The organism is Frankia sp. Hr75.2, from assembly GCF_949319125.1.
Taxonomy (GTDB): Bacteria; Actinomycetota; Actinomycetes; order Frankiales; family Frankiaceae; genus Parafrankia; species Parafrankia soli.
Genome location: NZ_CASGGV010000255.1, coordinates 1 through 19,210 on the forward strand (window position 1 = coordinate 1; position 19,210 = coordinate 19,210).

Here is a 19,210-nt window from a genome sequence, read left to right on the forward strand (position 1 = left end):
GTGCACGACGACGGGGGTTCCGTCGCTGCTGTCGCCGCGCCGGACCAGGAGGGCCAGCCCCGCCGCGACGAGCGTCGCGATGCCGGCGACGACGAGGGAGACGTGCAGGCCGGTCATGAAGGCCGCGTGGCTGCCCGCGGTCACGGCGGCCTGGACGGATTCCGACGCGCCGGTCACCTGGGGCGCTACTCCCTGGCTGATGAGCTGCTCCGAGTCGGTCAGCCGGTTCGCGACCTCGGCGGGGGTGCCGGCGCCGGTCAGCCTGTCGACCATGACCGATGCCACGCGGCTGCTGAGCACCGAGCCCAGGACGGCCGTCCCGACGACCCCGCCGAGCTGCAACGCCGTGGTCTGCAGGCCACCGGCGACCCCGGCGTCGTCGACCGGGGCGTTGCCGACGATCGCCTCCGCGCTGGCCGTGATGACCAGGCCCATCCCGATGCCGAGCATCAGCAGCGACGGCCACAGCGCGTTGAAGCTGGAGCCGGGCTCGAGCCCGGTCAACAGGAGCAGCGCCGTCCCGGACAGCACCAGGCCGATCACCATCGGCGGGCGGGGGCCGAACCGCTCGGTGGCGCTGCCTGCGATCGGTGACATGATCATCATCGCCAGGGTTAGCGGCAGAATGCGGACACCGGTCTCGATCGGCGAGGTGTCCTGGACGTTCTGCAGGAACAGCGTGACGAAGAACAGCACACCGAACAGCGCGAAGAAGTTGATGACGAGAACAGCGCTGCCCACCGAGATCGACCGGTTGCCGAAGAGCCGCATCGGCAGCAGGGGAGCGGCCACCCGGGTCTCGATCACCGTGAACAGCACCAGCACGGCCAGCCCGGCGAAGACGCAGGCGAGCGTCTTCGGGTCTGTCCAGCCCCAGGTTGACGCCTTGATCAGGCCGAACACGAGGCCGACCAGGCCGCCGGACAGGGTGATGATGCCGGGGATGTCGTGGCGCTGCCCGGTGCTCTCGCTGCGGGACTCACGCAGCACCGCCAGGCCCACGGCCAGCGCGATCGCGCCCATCGGCACATTGATGTAGAAGACCGACTCCCAGCTCACGTGCTCGACCAGCAGGCCGCCGATGATCGGTCCGCCGGCGATCGAGATGGACGACGCGCCGCTCCAGATGCCGATCGCCCGGTTCAGCTCCTTGGGCGGGAACGCGCCGCGCAGGATGGCCAGCGTGTTCGGCATCAGCATGGCTCCGAACACGCCCTGGAGCGCCCGAAGCGCGATGATCCCGACGATGTTGCCGACCAGGCCGATGGCCAGTGAGGTGAGCCCGAACCCGACCACGCCGATCAGGAAGATCAGCTTGCGGCCGTACCGGTCGCCGAGCTTGCCGCCGAAGACCAGCAGGGCGGCCAGGGCGAGGAGATAGGAGTTCGTGATCCACTGCAGGTCGGTCAGTGAGGCGCCGAGATCCTCGGCGATGCGCGGGTTCGCGATCGAGACGACCGTCCCGTCCAGGCCGACCATGATCACACCGAGGGCGACGCTCGTCAGCGTCCACCAGGGATTACCCCGCCGGCCGCCGGTGCCCTCCGCTGGCGCGGACCGCGTCCGCTGATCGTCGGCGATGACGGGCTGTGACATTGCGGAAATCCTTTCGCCGGACAAGCGGGCGGTCGTGACGATTGGTATAAACGGAGGAGATCTTCCGGATAACCTTAGCAGGTTAAGTGGAGAGATACCTCCGTATATAAAGGTAGGCTCGTCACATGGACAGTGCGCGACGCGGCGGAAACCGTGTGGCGACGGCTGGGCGAGCCGGGAAGGTAGTCCCCGCACTGCGGGTCGACGCGGAGCGTAACCGCGAACGCATTCTGCAGGCTGCCGAAGAAGTCTTCGCGGAACGCGGTATCGACGTCGGTCTGGAGGAGATCGCCCGCCGGGCCGGGGTCGGGATCGCCACGCTCTACCGCCGCTTCCCGACCCGCGCCGACCTGCTCGAGGCGAGCTTCGAAGGAAAGATCCGCGAGTACCTGGTGGCCGTGGGCCGGGCGCTGGAAAGCCCGAGCGCGTGGGCGGGTTTTCGGCAGCTCGTCGAGTACCTGTGCGGCGCTCAGGCGTCCAACGCGGGCCTGCGCGATCTGATCACCCTGCGGTTCCCGTCGTCCAGCGTGGTCGAGGAACTCAAGGCGCAGGCACACGCCGGCCTGGAGGAGCTCATCGCGCGGGCCCAGCGGGAGGGCTCGCTACGGCCCGATTTCGTCGCCGCCGACATCGGCATCCTGCTGCTCGCGAACGCCGGCCTGGTCACCGCGACCCATGACGCGGCGCCCGACGCGTGGCGCCGCTTCACCGCCTACCTGCTCGACGCCTTCCGTGCCGAGGGCACGGCGCGAACCGATCCCGTACCGGTTGCACCCACCCCGGATCAGATCGAGCGCTCCGTGCAGAGCATGGCCACGACCGTCCGGCGCGGCTAGGAGGCCCGGCCCGGCCCGGCCCGGAGCCCTGCCCTGCCCGGCGCGGCGCTCGGGTCAGGCCGCCTGGCGCCAGGCTTCGGCCAGCGCGGCGAAGCTGCCCTGGCGGCGGGCCCGGTCCAGGCTCGGCGTGACGATGACGATCTCGTCGACCTGGGCCTGCTGCTTCATCTCCAGCAGCCGCTCGGCCACGGCCTTCGGCTCGCCGGTCACCATCCGGCCGTCGTCGGGGCGTCGGGCGGCCCGGAACCGCTCCGAACGGGCATAGCCGCGGATGTCCTCCGGCCGCAGCGGCTCGCGCACCCCGCGGCTGATGTTCTGGATGGTGAGGGTCCAGGCCGCCTCGAAGTCGAGCGTGGCCTCCTCGTCCTCACTGGCGAAGGCGAGCACGGACATCGCGGAGTACGGCTGCGTGCCCTCGGCCCGCGGGGTGAACTCGCGCCGGTAGGCCCGCAGCGCGTCGAACGCCAGCTCAGGGCTCATGTGGTGGGCGAACACCGCGCTCATGCCATTGACGGCGGCGAACCGGGGGCCATACGGGCTCGAACCCAGGACGAACATCTCCGGGCGCTCGTCGATCACCGGCGCTGCCACCAGCTGCGCGTAGGGATGACCGGCCGGGAAACCGTCACCGAGGAACGCGAGGAGCTCGCCGACCTGCCCGGGGAACTCCGCGCCCGCGTCGGCGGACGCCCCGCGGCGCAGTACGTGCGCGGTCAGCGGGTCGGTTCCCGGCGCCCGGCCGAGCGCGAGATCGACCCGCCCCGGGTACATCGCGAGCAGTGTCCGGAACGTCTCGGCGACCTTCATCGGCGCGTGGTTGGGCAGCATGATCCCGGCCGCGCCGACCCTGATCCGGGACGTCTGCGCCCCGACGTGCGCGGTCAGCAGCTCGGGGGAGCTGCACGCCAGGCTGGTCATGTTGTGATGTTCGGAGACCCAGTACCGCCGGTACCCGGCCGTCTCGGCGGTCCGGGCGACGGCCACCGCCCCGGCGATCGCCGCGCTCGGACTCTCGCCGTGCTCGATCCCCACGAAGTCGAGCACCGCCAGCGGAAGCGAACCCTCAACGACATCCACCTCAGGGTCAATGTCCCCGCCGTCCACGGGCATTCCCTCGTCAGTCGCGAACGTCGTCAGTCGCGGATGTCGTCAGTCACGAACGCGCCGTCCGCAGGTCCGCCTCCGCGACGAATGATCCCGGCCCGGCCCGGCCGAGTTGACAGGGGCGTGGGCCTGACGGGTCATGGATGGCTGGAGACGGCAGGCGCGGTCGTCGTTGAACTGGCTGGCCGGGCGGCGGGGCGGGCACACGATGAACCGGGTGGTGGGTGTGGCATGAAGGCGGCCGGGGGTAGCCGGACAGCCGTGCTGGTCTGCCAGGGCCGGGCGGTCGCGGACGGACGGATCGCTCCCGGCCGGTTCACCGACCCGGTCGCGGTCTCGCTCCTGCGGGCCGACGAGCGGCGCACGGTCGAGCAGGTGCGGGCCGGCACACCGCCCTCCGGCTGGCTCGAACGTGTCGACTACGAGTCGGTGCGGGCCTGCGCGGAGATCGTCGTCCCGCGCACGATCGCGATCGACGACGCGGTGCGCGAGCGGACCTCCCCGCAGGCCGTGCTCCTCGGCGCCGGCCTGGACGACCGGGCGTGGCGCATGCCGGAACTCGCCGACCGCGTCGTCTTCGAGGTCGACCACCCGGACTCCGCGCGCGACAAGCGTCAGCGGCTCGCCGGGCTGCCGGCGCCGACGCGGCCGGTGCGGCCCGGGAAGCCCGGGGAGCGCGTGCGGTTCGTCTCCGTCGACCTCACCCGCGACCGGCTCGAAGGCGCCCTGGCCGCCGCCGGCCACCGGGCCGACACGCCCACGACCTGGATCTGGGAGGGTGTCGTCCCGTATCTCACCCGCCCGGAGGCCGCCCGGACCGTGGCCGCCGTCGCGACCCTCTCGGCCCCGGGCAGCCGGCTGATCGTCAACTATCAGGCCCCGCAGGCCGCGATCGCGATCGGGCAGCTGATCGCCCGCTCGATGGACGTCCTGGCCCGCCGCCGCGGGATCTGGGCGAACGAGCCCTGGCGGTCACGCTGGACGGCATCCGCGATGCGGGACCTGCTCGGCCGCAACGGCTTCACCGTGCGCAGCGACGATGACCTGCTCACCATCGCGACCAGGCTGACGACGCCCACGCCGCGTCGCGCCTCGCTGCGCAGCGGTCGGGTCGCCGTCGCCGACCGACCGGCCTGAGCGGACGTCCAGCCGGCGGGGCGGAATGTCAGGGGAGGCTCAGCTCGGTAGCCAGCCGGCACCGGGCGGGTGCTCCGGGCCGGGCCGGGCGTGAATGCCGGCCCACACACTGTCCCGCGCCCTTGTGATGGCGACGTACATCTGCCGGCGCTCCAGCTGGACGCGTTCACCGAACGCGTCGGCGGACTCGGACGGCCATTGCGGCCGCGGGAAGAGATTGCGATCGGGAATGCAGACGTGGGCGAAGTCGAGGCTTTTGGCGCGGAAGTACGTCCCGACCTTGACCGCCTCGCAGGTGGTTCCGTCGTAATTCATGAGGGAGACCGCAGGAATTCCCCGTTCGGTGAGCACCCGCAGCCATCGCCGCTCCGCGTCGTTCGTCGGCACGAGCACCGCCATGTCGCCGTAGCGCACGTTCCGGTGCTGCCTGAACTCGACGAGATGGTCGCAGAGCGCGGCGTCCTGCGCCGTCTCGCCGGACACGGTGACCTCGTGGATCTCGCCGCCGGGGCGCTCGACGTCGACCTCGCGGCGTCCCCGCTCCCGGACGCCGTCGAGATCCTCGAAGCTGTCGTCGGCGAGCACCGCCTGGGCGTAGCGCAGAATCCGCTCGCGGTTGCGGTAGTTCCGCGCCAGCACGGTGGAGCGTCCGACGACGGCGACGCCGGCCTCGGCGAGGGTGAAACCGCCGGGATAGATGGACTGCTGGCCGTCGCCGACCACGAGCAGGCCGTCCGGCCGGTCGCCGACGAAGGCGTGCAGCATCTGCAGGCCGACACAGGTGAGGTCCTGCACCTCGTCGACGATCACCGCGTCGTACCGGGTGTCGGAGCTTTCCCGCACCAGGTCGCGGGCGCGCAGCAGGACATCGTCGCGGTCGAGGACGCCGCGCTCCACCCGGAGCTGCTCGTACCGCTCGTAGAGGTCCCACACCGCGCGGCGGTGGGTCGGCTGCAAGGGGGTGCTGCGCCCGACCCGAGCCAGCTTCGCGTACTGCGCGAACTCGGTCAGGCCCCGGCCCTTGATGACCGTCGCGATCTCGTCCTTCCAGTACCCCGTCACGAGGCCGAGCCCGGGCAGGGCCGAGTACTGCCCGACCTGACCCCACGCGCGCCAGAAGCAGGTGTCGGCGACGTCCTGCTGGTGCTGGTGCGCCAGGCCGTGCTCGCGCAGGCAGCGGGCGGCGACGGCGTGCACGGTGGCGAACTCGACCCGGTCGACATGGTCGGGGGCCATCCGGGCGAGCAGCGCGCGGTAGACCGGGCCGAGGGTACGCACCAGCGTGGTGAACAGCACCCGTTCCCCACGCGCGGCCAGGTATTTGGCGCGGTGCAGGGCGACGACCGTCTTGCCGGTGCCGGCCGCGCCGCGCACGCGGGCCGGCCCCGACCACTGCCGTCCGGCGAGGCGGGCCTGCTTCGGGTGCAGCCAGGTCATCCAGGTCTCGACGGGCTCGCGGTCCGCGGCGTCGCGGAGCTCGCGCCAGAGGTCCTCGCGGCTCATCAGCGCACCCTGACCCGCCTCGCCGTCCACTGAGGCCCTGGACGGTGCCGTGGCGATCGGCGCGACTGGCACGAGGGGCAGAAATGGCGTGACCGGCGTGACCGGCGCGGTTGGTGCGCCCATGGCCGCCGTGACCGCGCGGGGAGTCCCGGAGGCGGACGGCGTCGGCGGGCCCGGCATCGCCGCCTGCCGAGGTGCCTGCCGCGCGGCCTGGCGGCGGACGGGCCGGGCGGCCGGTGCAGGCGGGTCCGTGGCGCGGGGCATCGGCGGGCAGCCGTCCGCGAGACAGGTCAACAGCCGTTCGACCAGGTCCGGTGCCAGACGCGCGCCGCGGCGGGCCAGGTCGCGGGTCAGGTCGTGCGCGCCGAGAACCGTCACCCGGTCGACCTGTTCGCGCAGGTTGGACCGCCCGGCCATCACCAGCAGCGGCACCACCTCGGTCGGCGGCAGGCCCGCGTCCGCGAGGACGTCCTCGACCGCCACGGTCTGGTCCAGGAGCTTGCGGAGATCGTCGTCCGCGTCGGCGTCGCCGCGGCGCAGACGGCCGTTCTCGATCGCGAACTCCCGCCAGTTCTTCACGTCCAGCACGAAGACCCCGCCGGGCCCGACGACGATCACGTCGATGTTGGCCCGGCGGGTTCCCGGCCACTGCCGGTCCGGCAGCAGGTGCCAGCCGGCGTCGTACATCGAGACCAACGCGCGGGCGACGCTCTGCTCGGCCCGCCCACCGGCCTCCCACCGTCGGACCTCGCGCTCGAGCTGCGCCAGCGTGTCGTTGATGTGCCGGAGCTGCAGCTCGAAGCCGTCGATCACCTGCCGGAGCTCGACGGCTCTCCCGAGGGCTGACGGCGTCGGCAGCGCCGCGCTGGAGATCATGTCACTGTCTCCTCGCTTAGGGTCAATAAGCGGCCTCGGTAATCTTTGTTCGTTTGCCTTCGTTTGTCGATGACGGCGGCTTTCGAAGTCCGACAAGGCTTGGATGTCGCCGTAGGTGTCCCTAAGCCTTCGAACGCTGGTTCGAACGCGTGCGCCGGACCTTGCGGACGGAACGGAACTGTCGGACCCCGCCGGCAGAATCGCCGTCGTGTCGAACACCACCAGCCCACCCGTCGAGCGCGGGCAGGCGCTCGCCCTGGCGCCGGATCAGGCGTCCGTGAAGGCGGGCGAGAGGCTCGCGGTCGCCGGGTCCTGGCCGCTGGCGGGCGGCGACGCCGAGGCGCTGTGGGGCGAGTGCCGGGGCAGCGGAAAGTCGCCCTACCGGGTCGTCGTGGCCCTCGCGGATCATGCCTCGAAGTGCTCGTGCCCGAGCCGGAAGTTCCCCTGCAAGCACGCTCTCGGCCTGATGCTGCTCGCCGCGGCCGGCGGCGTGGCCGGTGCCGGCGAGGTGGCCGGTGCCGGCGGCGGGCGTCCGCCGTGGGCCGCGGAATGGCTCGACCGGCGGGTGGCGCGCTTCGCCGCGGCGGCGAGCGCGGGCACGCGGGCCGCCACCGGGCCTGAGTCCGAGCGCTCCGCGGCGGGGGCGGCCCGGCGCGAGGCGAGCCGTGCGGCCAAGGTCGACGCCGGTGTCGCGGAGCTGGCCCGCTGGCTGTCCGACCTGGCCGGGGAGGGGCTCGGAGCCGCCCAGGCCAGGCCGGCCGACTGGTGGCGGGCCGCCGCCGCCCGCATGGTCGACGCGCAGGCACCCGGCCTCGCCGAGATGATCCACGAGGCCGCGCAGATCGCCGGGTCGGCGGCCCGGCGGCCTGACTGGCCGTCCCGGCTGGTCGACCGCGTGGGGCTGCTGCACCTGCTGTGCGAGGGCTGGGCCCGCCGCGCCGACCTGCCCGCCGACGTCGTGGCGGTCCTGCGCGACCGGATCGGTTTCACCGTTCCCGTGGCCACGGTGCTCGCCGGCGAGCACGTCGTCGGCGAGGTCGACGTGCTGGGGGCGCACGAGTTCGGCGCGGGGCGGGCGCGGGGGCGCCGGCAGTGGCTACGTCTGGTCGAGTCGGGGCGGCTGGCGGTGCTCGTCGACTTCGCGGTGAACGGCCAGGGGATGCCCCCGCCGCTGCCCGCGGGGTCGCGGGTCAGGGCCGATCTCGCGCCGTATCCCGGGCGCCGCCCGGCGCGGGTGGCGCCCGGCGCGCCGGGCGGCGCTGGCCGGCGTCGCGTCGGCCCTGGCGGTCGACCCGTTCGCGGACGTCGTCGCGCTGACCGTCCGCGGTGTCACGGTGCTGCCGCCGGGCGCCGGGGCCGGTCCGCTGCCCAGGAGCGGTCCGTGGCTGCTGCGGGACTCCGCCGGCGAGGCGCTGCCGCTCGCCGACGAGGCCGTGGCGGAGTGGGGCTGGCACATGCTCGCGGCCGGCGGGGGAGCGGGCCTCGACGTGGTCGCCGAATGGGACTCGTTCACCCTGACACCCCTGGCCGCCACGCCGTCGCGCACCGCGCGGGCGGAGGACATGCCCGGCCGGGCCCCCGTCCCGGTAGTCGCGGCACCGGTCGCCCCGGTGCCGACACCGGGGTGGACGGACCTCGTCGACGCCGCGGTGATCGGCGTGAGCCGCCGCCCGTCGCCGGTGATTCCCGGGCTCCCTGATCCCGGCGGGCGTCCGGGCGAGGAGGAACGCCTGCTCCGGGTCGCGGCGCTGGCCGCGGTGACCAGGCGGGCCGGTCAGCTGGCCGCCGATGCCTCCACGGTGCCCGCGCCGGCTCCCGCCGCGGCGGATGAGCACCCACCGTGCCCACCGACGGCGGTCGTGCCCGTTCCCACCGAGGTGGGCGCCGCCGAGACAGCCGAGATCGAGGAGTGGCTGGACCTGCTGGCCGAAGGAGGCTGGCGCCCGCCGGACACCCTGCTTCCCGCGCTGGTCGAGCTCGGCCGGCGGTCGACCGCGCTCCGTCCCCGCCTGTTGCGGGTCCTCGGCCCGCGCGGCCGCTGGTTCGCCGCGCTCCACCCGGACGCCGGCTGGGCGGGGCCCGTCGGCGTCGCGGGCTGGCCGAGCGCGAGCGCGCAGCAGCGCCGATCCCTCATCGCCGCGCTGCGGCACACCGACCCGGCGGCCGCCGCCGAGCTGCTGCGCGGCGGCGCGGGCGAACCTCCCTTCGTCCCGTTCCGCCGGGCCGGCGGAGCCGAGCGCCTCGCCTTCGTCCAGGCGCTGCGCACCGGCCTCGGCCCGTACGACGAGGAGCTGTTGGAGACGGCCCTGGACGACCGCCGGTCCGACGTGCGCGACGCGGCGGTCCAGGTCCTGCTGGAACTTCCCGGTACCCGTTTCGCGGCGCGGGCCGCCGCCCGCACCGAGCGGGCCTTCACGGTGCATCGCGGCACCCTGCGCGTGCACCCGCCGGCGGTGCTCACCGACGAGATGGCGCGGGACGGCGTCTCGCCTGACGGGCCGTCCCGCGCCAGGGCGCAGGCCGACGGGCCGGCCCGGATGCTGCTCGCGGAGATCGCCCGGGTGGACCCGCGGCTGTGGCCGGAGCGGACCGGCCTGTCCCCGCAGAAGTTCCTGAGCGCCAGGGCGCTCTGGGAGCCCGCGCCGAGCTTCCCCGCGCTGACCCTGGCGCCCTACCTCGTCGGCCCGGTCGTCCGGCACCGTGACCCGGAATGGGCGCTCGCGCTGATCCCGAAGGTCGAACCGCGCTCGCAGGGGGTGCTGATCGGCTGCCTGCCGGAGCCCGACCGGCTGCGCGCGTTCGACCTCGCCCTGAGCGGGACCGGCCATGCCACGCGGCGCTGGGGCCTGCTCCTCGGCAGATCCGGCGGGCACGGCCTCGGCAACACCGCCCTGGGGAGCCTCATCACGCTCCTCGCCGGGATACCCGGGCCCTGGTCGGCGGAGTTCACCCGGGCGGCCGGCCCCGCCATCACGGCCATCGTCACCGCACCGGTCGACGAACCGGGCTCCGATCCCCAGCAGCGGGCAACGGCCCGCACGCTGCACTCCCGGGTGCGGGCGCTGCTCGCCAACCTCGCCTGGCGGGTGGAGCCGTACGTCGGCATCCCCGACCTGGACCCGTCCACCATGCCGGCCGAGACGGTGTCCGGCTACCAGCGCCTCGCGGCCGTGCTCGCCCAGCGGCGAGCCCGCCGCGACACCCTGCTCTCCCGTTCGAGCTCGAAGAAAGGCTCGTCATGACGACATCGACCCAGCCGCCCGCCGGGATCGCGCCCGAGACCACCGCCGTCCCGGCGCGGCCGGTCGGTGCCGCCCCGCAGGGCTCCGGCGACCAGCTGCTGCGCCCGCACGCGGAGCAGGCGTTCGCCGCCGAGCTGGCCGCGCTCGCCGCGACCGACCGGCGCCGCCGGCCGCCGTCCTGGCGGCTCTCGCCCTGGGCCGTCGTCACCTACGTGCTCGGCGGCACGCTGGAGGACGGCACGGTGATCACACCCAAGTACATCGGCTCGCGGCGGCTCGTCGAGGTCGCCGTGGCCACCCTCGCGACCGACCGGGCGCTGCTGCTCCTCGGCAGCCCGGGCACGGCGAAGTCGTGGCTGTCCGAGCACCTCGCCGCCGCGATCTCCGGCGACTCGACCCTGGTCGTGCAGGGCACGGCCGGCACGTCCGAGGACGCTGTCCGCTACGGCTGGAACTACGCGCGGCTCATCGCCGAGGGGCCGTCCAAGGACGCGATGGTGCCCTCGCCGGTGATGCGCGCGATGGCCGGGGGCTCGCTCGCCAGGGTCGAGGAGCTCACCCGGATGGGCGCCGAGGTACAGGACGCGCTGATCACCGTGCTGTCGGAGAAGACGCTGCCCGTCGCGGAGCTCGCCAGCGAGGTGCAGGCCGTCGCCGGGTTCAACATCATCGCCACCGCCAACGACCGGGACCGGGGCGTCAACGAGATGTCCTCGGCGCTGCGCCGGCGGTTCAACACCGTCGTGCTGCCGCTGCCGGCCACGGAGGACGTCGAGGTCGAGATCGTCAGCCGCCGCGTCGCCCAGCTGGGCCGCGCGCTGGACCTGCCGGCCGAGCCGCCGGCGGGCGCCGAGGTCCGCCGCGTCGTGCGGATCTTCCGCGAGCTGCGCTCCGGGGTCACCAGCGACGGCCGCACCACGGTGCGGACACCGTCGTCGACCCTGTCCACCGCCGAGGCGATCAGCGTGATCACGGGCGGGCTGACCCTGGCCGCCCACTTCGGCGACGGCAGGCTGTCGGCCGAGGACGTCGCCGCCGGGCTCGTCGGGGCCGTGGTCAAGGATCCCTCCACCGACCCCGTGGTCTGGCGGGAGTACATCGAGGGCGTCGTGCGGGACCGCGACGGTTGGAAGGACCTGTACCAGGCCTGCTGGGATCTCGACACGGAGGCGCGCGGCAGATGAGCGTCACCGTCCTGGGCATCCGCCACCACGGGCCGGGCTCCGCACGGGCCGTCGAGGCGGCGCTCGCCGAGCTCGACCCGGACCTCGTCCTCGTCGAGGGCCCGGCGGAGGGCGACGCCGCCCTCGCGCACACCGGCTCGCTCACCCCGCCGGTCGCGCTGACGGTCTACGCCCGCGACGAACCGCGCGACGCCGCCTTCTGGCCGTTCGCCGAGTTCTCCCCCGAGTGGCGGGCGCTGCTGCACGGCGCCGCCACAGGCGTCCCGGTGCGTTTCATCGACCTGCCCTTCGGGCTCTCCCTGGCGCTGCGGCGCCAGGAGCGGGCCGAGGCAGCGGCCAGGGCCGTCGACGTCGATGCCGAGGCCGGCGGCCCGGACGGCGCCGGTTCGCGCAGCGCCGACCCGCCCGGTGCCAGCTCCCCCGGTGATGCCGCTGGCGGTGACGGTGCGGGCGGTGCGGGCGGTGCGGGCGGTGCGGGCGAGCCCGCGCACCTGGTCGAGGACGACCCGCTCGGATGGCTGGCACGGGCCGCCGGGCACGACGACCCGGAGCGATTCTGGGAGGACCTCGTCGAACACCGCCGGCTCGCCCGGGCCGGTCCGGGTGAGCCGGGCCGGGACGGCGCCCTCGAGCTGTTCGCCGCGGTCGCCAACGCGATGACCGAGCTGCGCGACGAGGCCGGCCCGGGCGACCGGGTGTCCCCCACGCGGGTGGAGCACCGGCGGCGGGAGGAGATGCGCGAGGCGCACATGCGCCTGGAGATCCGCCGGGCCGGCTCGGGGGAGGACGCGGCCGCTCGGATCGCCGTCGTCTGCGGGGCCTGGCACGTGCCGGCGCTGACCGGGGCGGTGGGGCGGACGTCGGCCACCGCCGACCAGCGCACGCTGCGCGGCGTGCGAGCCGTGCGCACCGACACGACGTGGGTTCCGTGGACGCACGCGCGGCTCGCCGCGGAGTCCGGGTACGGCGCCGGGGTCGCGTCACCCGGTTGGTACCACCATCTGTGGACCTCGCGTGACCAGGTCACGACCCGCTGGGTGACCCGGGTGGCGGGGCTGCTGCGCGCCGCCGACCTGCCCGCGTCCTCCGCCTCGGTGATCGAGACCGTCCGTCTCGCCGAGGCGCTCGCCGCCGTGCGCGAGCGGGCCGTCCCCGGGCTGACCGAGCTGAACGACGCCGTGCTCGCCGGTCTGTGCGGGGGCGACCCGGTTCCGCTGGCGGTGGTGCGCGAGCAGCTCGTCGTCGGGCGGGTGCTCGGCGCCGTCGGCGAGGACGTTCCGACCGTGCCGCTCGCCGCCGACCTCGCGCGCCTGCAGCGCCGGCTGCGGCTGCGGCCCGGGGCCGACGACCAGAAGATCCGGCTGGACCTGCGCAAGGACGTCGACCGGGAGCGCGGCCAGCTGCTGCGCCGGCTGCGCCTGCTCGACGTGCCGTGGGGGACGCCCGCGGCGACGTCGGGCACCGGGACCTTCGCCGAGGCGTGGACGCTGCGCTGGGAGCCGGAGTTCTCCGTCGCGGTGGTCGCCGCCGCCCGGTACGGCTCGACGGTCGCCGACGCGGCCACCGCGGTCATCACCGAGCGGACGGAGGCCGCCGCCGACCTGCCGGCCGTCACCGCCCTGCTCGAGGCCGCGGTGCTCGCCGGGCTGCCCGCGGCGATGGCGGTCGTCGCGGCCGGGCTGGAACGCCGCGCCGCCGGCACCGGCGACGTCGCCCACCTGATGGCGGCGCTCGCCCCGCTGGCCCGCATCCACCGGTACGGCGACGTGCGCGCGACCGACACGACGGGCGTCGCCGCCCTCGCCGAGAGCCTCATGGTGCGGATCTGCGCGGGGCTCCCGCCCGCCTGTGTGAGTCTCGACGACGACGCGGCGGACGCGATGGCCGCCGCGATCGACAGCGCCGACGGGGCGTTCCGACTGATCGCCGACCCCGAGCACGTCGAACGCTGGCACGTCGCCGTCCGCGCCGCCGCCGACATCCACGGTGGCAACAGCCTGGTCAACGGCAGGTGCACGCGGATCCTCTCGGACGCGGGTGACATCGACCAGGCCGAGGTGGCCCTCCGCCTCGACCGGGCGCTGTCCGCGGCGGGCGTCGCGCCGGCCGACGCCGCCCGCTGGCTGGAGGGCTTCCTCGGCTCCACCGGATCGGTGCTGGCCCGGGACCCGCGGATGCTCGGGCTCGTCGACGCCTGGCTGGCCTCGCTCACCGCCGACGCGTTCACCGTCGTCCTCGCGCCGTTGCGGCGGGTGTTCGCGGCCTTCACGGCACCGGAGCGCCGCATGATCGCCGAACGGGCCGGCTCGGGGCTGCCGCGGCCGGCCGGTGGCGGCACCGGCCCGACGACACCCACGGGCGGTCCGGCAGCGGGAGGTCCGGGCGGTCCGGCGGCGGGCGGTCCGGCGGCCTGGGACGCCGACCGGGTCGCGCTCGTCCTGCCCGTCGTCGCGTCACTCCTCACGATCCCCGGTCTGGAAAGGACGGCCACACATGAATGAGCGCACTCCGGCGGGCGAGGGGCCCACCCACGCCGGCACCCGCGCCGGTGCCGCCGTCGCCGTCGCCGTCGCCGACGACACGGAGCGGTTGCGGCGCTGGCGCATGGTGCTGGGCGCGCCGGCCGCGCCCGTCCTGGACGGGCGGATCTCCCTGTCCGGCCCCGACGGGGAGATCGACGCGGCGCTCGGTGCCCTCTACGACGCGGACGCGGCCGGGGAGGGGCGCCGGCGGCGCTCGGGCGGTCTGGGCGCGTCGGTGCCGTCCGTGGCCCGCTGGCTGGGAGATATCCGGACCTACTTCCCGACCTCGGTCGTGCGCGTGCTGCAACGCGACGCGGTCGCTCGCCTGGGGCTCGGTCAGCTCCTGCTCGAGCCGGAGCTGCTCGCGGCCGCGGAACCGGACGTCCACCTCGTCGGGACGCTGCTGTCGCTGCGCTCCGCGCTGCCCGAACGCACCAGGGAGACCGCCCGCGCCGTGGTCCGGCGCGTCGTCGAGGACATCGAGCGGCGGCTGGAACAGTCGCTGCGCAGCGCCGTCCTGGGCGCCGTGGACCGGACGTCCCGCACCCGCACTCCCCGCCTGCCCGACGTCGACTGGGATCGCACCATCCTCGCGAACCTGCGCAACTACCAGCCTGAGCAGCGCACCGTGATCGTCGACCGGCTCATCGGCCACACCAGGGCGCGGCGCACCGCCGCCCTGCGGGACGTCATCCTGCTCATCGACCAGTCCGGGTCGATGGCGTCGTCCGTCGTCTACGCGGGGGTGCTCGGCGCGTCACTGGCGACGCTGCGGGCCGTGTCCACCCGGCTGATCGTCTTCGACACGTCGGTGGTGGACCTGACCGAGCAGCTCGACGACCTGGTCGACCTGCTGTTCGGCGTCCGGCTCGGCGGCGGAACCGACATCGACCGTGCCGTCGGCTACGGCGCGTCGCTCGTCACCCGGCCCACCGACACGGTCTTCGTCCTGATCAGCGACCTGATCGAGGGCGGTGACCAGTCGTCGCTGGTGGCCCGGCTGCGGGCGCTCGTCGAGGCCGGGGTGTGCGTCGTCGTTCTGCTCGCCCTGTCCGACGACGGCACCCCCGCCTACGATCACCGGCTCGCCGCCACCTGCGCCGAGCTCGGGGCGCCCGCGTTCGCCTGCACCCCGGACAGGTTCCCCGAGCTGCTGGCCACCGCGCTGCGCCGCGACGACGTCGGCCGCTGGGCCTCCGTCCAGGGGCTGGTGCGCCCGGCCTGACCGGGCGCCGGGGGCGCCGGGGCCGCCCGGATGCCGGGTCCGCGGGTTGGAATCTGTTGTCGGTTGAGCGCCAATTAGCGCCAGTAAGTGCCGTATGGTCGTAGGTGTGAACCTCAAGGAGTGGGCTGTCGTGAACGGGGTCGGGTACTCGACCGCCCGGCAGTGGTTCCTTGACGGCAAGCTGCCAGTGCCCGCTCGCCGTGTCGGGAGGTTGATCCTCGTTGAGGAACCCGCGCGGTCGGCTACCGGCACGACGGCGGTGTACGCCAGGGTGTCGTCCGCTGACCAGAAGTCGGACCTGGACCGACAGGTCGCGCGGGTCGTCACCTGGTCGGCCGGGCGGAACCTGCCCGTCGGCAAGGTGGTCACCGAGGTCGGGTCGGCGTTGGGCGGCGACCGGCGGGAGTTCCTCGCGTTGCTGGGTGACCCGCGGGTGTCCACGATCGTCGTCGAGCACCGCGACCGGTTCGCCTGTTTCGGCGCCGAGTACGTCGAAGCCGCCCTCGCCGCCTGCGGTCGACGGCTGCTGGTCGTCGATCCGATGGAGGTCGACGATGACCTTGTCCGGGATGTCACAGAGATCCTGACGTCGATGTGTGCCCGGCTGTACGGGCGCCGCGGCGCTGCGGACAGGGCCCGTCGGGCTGTCGAGGCTGCTACCGGGGCTGTTGAATGAACACGCTGCAGGCGTACCGGTTCGCTCTCGACCCGAACAACACGCAGCGTGCGGACCTGCACCGGCATGCCGGGGCGGCCCGGTTCGTGTTCAACTGGGGTCTGGCCCGGGTGAAGGCCGCCCTGTCGCAGCGGGAGGCGGAGCAGACCTATGGCCTGACCGGCGACATGCTCACCCCCGTGCCCTGGACCCTGCCCGCGCTGCGCCTGGAATGGAACAAGGCCAAGTCGAGCGTGGCGCCCTGGTGGGCCGAGTGTTCCAAGGAGGCGTTCTCCGCCGGGCTGGACCGGCTTGCCCGGGGGCTGAAGAACTTCACCGACTCCCGGAAGGGGAAGCGGAAGGGCCGCCGGGTCGGGTTCCCCCGGTTCAAGAAGCGTGGGAAGGCCCACGACTCGTTCCGCTACAGCACCGGCTCCTACGGCCCGGCCGGGGACCGGCATGTGAAGCTGCCCCGGATCGGCCGGGTGAAGGTCAGCGAGGCGATGGGCGCGTTGACCGGCCGGCTTGCTGGTGGCGGGGCCCGGCTGTTGGGTGCGACCGTGTCGAGGGCGGCGGGCCGGTGGTTCGTGTCGTTCACGGTGCAGGTCGACCGGGAGGTTCCCACCGGCCCGTCGGGGCGACAGCGCACAGCCGGGCCGGTCGGTGTCGACCTCGGGGTGAAGCATCTCGCTGTGCTCTCCACTGGCGAGACGGTGCCGAACCCGAAGCATCTGACCGGGTCGCTGCGCCGGCTGCGCACCGCATCGCGGGCCTACGGCCGGTCGAAACCCGGTAGCGCGGGACGGGCGAAGCGGGCCGCCCGGCTCGCTCGTATCCACGCCCGGGTCGCCAGCCGGCGCCGTGACGGGCTGCACAGGCTCACCACCCGGCTCGCGAAAACCCACGACACGATCGTGGTGGAGGACCTGCATGTGGCCGGGATGGTACGTCACCGGCGGCTGGCCCGCGCCGTCTCCGACACGGGGATGGCCGAGGTCCGCCGCCAGCTCTCCTACAAAACGTCGTGGTACGGGTCGGCACTGGTCGTCGCGGACCGCTGGTACCCGAGTTCGAAGACCTGTTCCGGCTGCGGCTGGCAAGACCCAAACCTGTCGCTGTCGGACCGCACCTTCGCCTGCCAGTCCTGCGGGCTGGTGATCGACCGTGACCTGAACGCCGCGGTCAACCTGCGTCACCTCGTCGCCGCCAGTACGTCGGAGACGGTAAACGCCCGTGGAGCCGACCGTAAGACCCAGCCTGCTGGGCGGGTGGCTGTGAAACGGGAACCCGGCACCGCGCAAGCGGATCAGACCGGGGGTGCCTCACCGAGAGGCGAGGCGGCATGACCGGGCGCTACCAGGCGCTCACATGCAACGGTGAGAGCGAGCAGATCGTCGGGAAGGCCATCAAGGGCCGTCGCGACGACATCGTCCTGGCCACCAAGTGCTTCAACCCGATGGGCGGGGACCGCAACCGCCGCGGTGCCTCCCGCCGGTGGATCACGCGCGCCGTCGAGGACAGCCTCCGCTGCCTCGACACCGACTACATCGACCTCTTCCAGATCCACCGGCATGACTGGAACACCGACCTGGAAGAGACCCTCGGCGCGCTGAACGACCTCGTGCACCAGGGCAAGATCCGTTACCTGGGCTCGTCGACGTTTCCCGCGGACTGGATCGTCTGACCCGGCGCCGGCCGTCCGGCCGCGGTCAGGGCGCCGCCGGGGGATCGGCCGCGGGGGGCGTCCCGGGCGCGTCGCCGGACGCCTCCGCGTGCCGCTCGAGGAGCCGGGCGCGGATCTCGTCCGGGGTGTAGGCACGGCGGGTCCGCTCAGAGCGTGCCAGCACAGCCCCGCCGGCGGCGACCCCGACGACGCCGGCCAGCCCCAGCACCTTCCACCAGCGGCCCGCGCCTGATCCGAAGCTCGGTTTCCACCTCTGCATCCGCCCAGGCTACGGAGACGGGCGCGACCTCCTACGCTGGGGGACATGGGCGGACGTCCGCTGACCCTCGACCAGGCGGTGGAGCTCAGCCGCACCGGTGACGTGTGGATCTTCCGTGGCCGGAGTCCCGCCGACCGGGCGATCCAGATGACGACGAACAGCCCGGTGAACCACGTCGGGATGGCCGTCGTCCTCGACGACCTGCCGCCACTGATGTGGCACGCGGAGCTCGGTCGGTCGCTTCGTGACGTCTGGTCCGGCAGCCACCACCGCGGAGTGCAGCTGCACGACCTCCGCGAGGCCGTCGTCGTGTGGGGCGCGCGGTACGGCCAGCGGGCCTGGCTGCGCCAGCTCGAGCCGACGGCGGGCCGTGAGGCCGAGGAGGCCGTCCTGCGCACGGTGGCCCGGCTGGACGGCACACCGTTCCCGTCCACGGCCCGGCTCGCCACCCGGTGGCTGGGGGGCCGGCTGCCGGCGCCGCGGACGTTCCGGCGCCGCCGGGCCCGGACCGGTCCGGATTCCGCGCCGGCCGCCGGCCCGGAGTCGGCCGCCGGCGCGGAATCCGGTGCCGGTGTCGAGACCGGGGGCGGGCTGGAGTCCGCCTACTGTGCCGAGGTCGTCGCGCTCACCTACGAGGCGATGGGGCTCCTGGAGCCGGGCCGGCGGCCGAACTGGTACGACCCGGGCCGGTTCTGGAGCGGCGACGACCTGCGGCTCGCCGGCGGCCACCGCCTCGGGGTCGAGATCGCCGTCGAGCTGCCGGCCCCGCCGAGCCGTGGGTGAACACCACGAACACCACGAAGCCGAAGCCGACACCGAGCCCGGGGGAACGCGTGCCGCCCCCGAAGCCCGTGGCGGTCCGCCACGGGCTCCCCGCATCACGGACCGGTCAGGAGTTGCCGGCGGGGACGAGCTCGACGACGGGGATGACCCTGGACGTCGCCTCCTGCAGCACCTCGAACTGCGGGTACCGCCGCGCCTGGCGGGCGTACATCGAGCTGCGCTCCGCACCGTGCAGCTCGGTGGCCGTGACCCGGAGGACCTGGCCGTCGACCTCGATCGTGGCGTTCGGGTCCGCCCGCAGCTGTTCCATCCAGTGCGGATCCTCGTCCGCGCCGTCGTTGGCCGCGAACACGAAGTAGCGGCCGCGTTCGGCGTAGAAGTTCAGCGGGCTCACGTGCGGCGACCCGTCGGCCTCCGGACCACTGTCCAGCAGCAGCAGGGTGGCGCCCTCGAACCTGCCGGCGGGCCGGCCGCCGTTGGCCCGGAACTCCTCGATGAACTCCTTGATCTCCTGCGCGCTGTACATCTTCCTGCTCATCGTCCTGCTTCCTTCTCGTTGTGCCAGGGCCCGGCACCTGCTCGCCGTCCCAGGCCCTGAAGCCGT

Annotated in this window: 15 protein-coding genes and 1 pseudogene; 11 read left to right on the plus strand and 5 right to left on the minus strand. The window is 73.9% G+C overall.

From position 1 onward, the window contains the following. On the minus strand, positions 1-1,596 hold a 1,596-nt coding region (locus AC559T_RS17545; protein WP_112104748.1), incomplete at its 3' end, for an MFS transporter. Between the two features lie 125 nt (positions 1,597-1,721). On the opposite strand from AC559T_RS17545, the gene AC559T_RS17550 reads away from it, so the two are divergent. Continuing rightward, on the plus strand, positions 1,722-2,432 hold the full coding sequence (locus AC559T_RS17550) for a TetR/AcrR family transcriptional regulator (RefSeq protein WP_083391096.1): 711 nt from the start codon (positions 1,722-1,724) through the stop codon (positions 2,430-2,432). A 54-nt stretch (positions 2,433-2,486) separates the two neighbouring features. On the opposite strand, the gene AC559T_RS17555 is transcribed toward AC559T_RS17550, so the two are convergent. Further along, positions 2,487-3,542: an LLM class flavin-dependent oxidoreductase gene (locus tag AC559T_RS17555; RefSeq protein ID WP_498869424.1), complete on the minus strand. Its 1,056-nt coding sequence runs from the start codon at positions 3,540-3,542 to the stop codon at positions 2,487-2,489. 225 nt (positions 3,543-3,767) lie between these two features. Here AC559T_RS17555 and AC559T_RS17560 point away from each other — a divergent pair, with 225 nt between their 5' ends. Further along, positions 3,768-4,673, plus strand: a complete 906-nt coding sequence (locus AC559T_RS17560) for a class I SAM-dependent methyltransferase (RefSeq protein ID WP_498869425.1) — start codon at positions 3,768-3,770, stop codon at positions 4,671-4,673. Between the two features lie 39 nt (positions 4,674-4,712). Here AC559T_RS17560 and AC559T_RS17565 read toward each other — a convergent pair whose 3' ends face one another. After that, positions 4,713-7,052, minus strand: a complete 2,340-nt coding sequence (locus tag AC559T_RS17565) for a nuclease-related domain-containing DEAD/DEAH box helicase (RefSeq protein WP_131626313.1) — start codon at positions 7,050-7,052, stop codon at positions 4,713-4,715. 208 nt (positions 7,053-7,260) lie between these two features. On the opposite strand from AC559T_RS17565, the gene AC559T_RS17570 reads away from it, so the two are divergent. From AC559T_RS17570 to AC559T_RS17605, 8 genes and pseudogenes are all read left to right on the plus strand, one after another. Then, complete coding sequence (locus AC559T_RS17570; protein WP_498869426.1) at positions 7,261-8,751, plus strand: SWIM zinc finger family protein; 1,491 nt, start codon at positions 7,261-7,263, stop codon at positions 8,749-8,751. Further along, positions 8,732-10,294 (plus strand): DUF5691 domain-containing protein, encoded by a 1,563-nt coding sequence (locus tag AC559T_RS17575; protein WP_498869474.1) that lies wholly within the window; start codon positions 8,732-8,734, stop codon positions 10,292-10,294. The genes AC559T_RS17570 and AC559T_RS17575 overlap by 20 nt, the downstream gene beginning before the upstream one ends. Next, positions 10,291-11,478, plus strand: coding sequence for an ATP-binding protein (locus AC559T_RS17580; protein ID WP_498869427.1), 1,188 nt, complete (start codon positions 10,291-10,293; stop codon positions 11,476-11,478). Before AC559T_RS17575 ends, AC559T_RS17580 begins: the two co-directional genes overlap by 4 nt. Further along, positions 11,475-13,979, plus strand: coding sequence for a DUF5682 family protein (locus AC559T_RS17585; RefSeq protein ID WP_498869428.1), 2,505 nt, complete (start codon positions 11,475-11,477; stop codon positions 13,977-13,979). The genes AC559T_RS17580 and AC559T_RS17585 overlap by 4 nt, the downstream gene beginning before the upstream one ends. Continuing rightward, on the plus strand, positions 13,972-15,225 hold the full coding sequence (locus AC559T_RS17590; protein ID WP_498869429.1) for a VWA domain-containing protein: 1,254 nt from the start codon (positions 13,972-13,974) through the stop codon (positions 15,223-15,225). The genes AC559T_RS17585 and AC559T_RS17590 overlap by 8 nt, the downstream gene beginning before the upstream one ends. Positions 15,226-15,331: 106 nt before the next feature. Beyond that, the gene (locus tag AC559T_RS17595) at positions 15,332-15,901 is read left to right on the plus strand and encodes an IS607 family transposase (protein ID WP_112108168.1); all 570 of its coding nucleotides are present in this window, start codon (positions 15,332-15,334) and stop codon (positions 15,899-15,901) included. Continuing rightward, positions 15,898-17,226 (plus strand): IS607 family element RNA-guided endonuclease TnpB, encoded by a 1,329-nt coding sequence (gene tnpB / locus AC559T_RS17600; protein WP_498869430.1) that lies wholly within the window; start codon positions 15,898-15,900, stop codon positions 17,224-17,226. The genes AC559T_RS17595 and tnpB overlap by 4 nt, the downstream gene beginning before the upstream one ends. A gap of 29 nt (positions 17,227-17,255) precedes the next feature. Beyond that, positions 17,256-17,561, plus strand: a pseudogene (locus AC559T_RS17605) (aldo/keto reductase); the annotation flags it as partial. A 28-nt stretch (positions 17,562-17,589) separates the two neighbouring features. Here the strand turns inward: AC559T_RS17605 and AC559T_RS17610 are convergent. Further along, entirely contained in the window at positions 17,590-17,823 is a 234-nt protein-coding gene (locus tag AC559T_RS17610; protein ID WP_498869431.1) for a hypothetical protein, read from the minus strand. 45 nt (positions 17,824-17,868) lie between these two features. On the opposite strand from AC559T_RS17610, the gene AC559T_RS17615 reads away from it, so the two are divergent. Further along, complete coding sequence (locus AC559T_RS17615; RefSeq protein ID WP_112108162.1) at positions 17,869-18,606, plus strand: hypothetical protein; 738 nt, start codon at positions 17,869-17,871, stop codon at positions 18,604-18,606. A 106-nt stretch (positions 18,607-18,712) separates the two neighbouring features. On the opposite strand, the gene AC559T_RS17620 is transcribed toward AC559T_RS17615, so the two are convergent. After that, the gene (locus AC559T_RS17620) at positions 18,713-19,144 is read right to left on the minus strand and encodes a nitroreductase/quinone reductase family protein (protein ID WP_112108161.1); all 432 of its coding nucleotides are present in this window, start codon (positions 19,142-19,144) and stop codon (positions 18,713-18,715) included. Between the last annotated feature and the right edge of the window lie 66 nt (positions 19,145-19,210).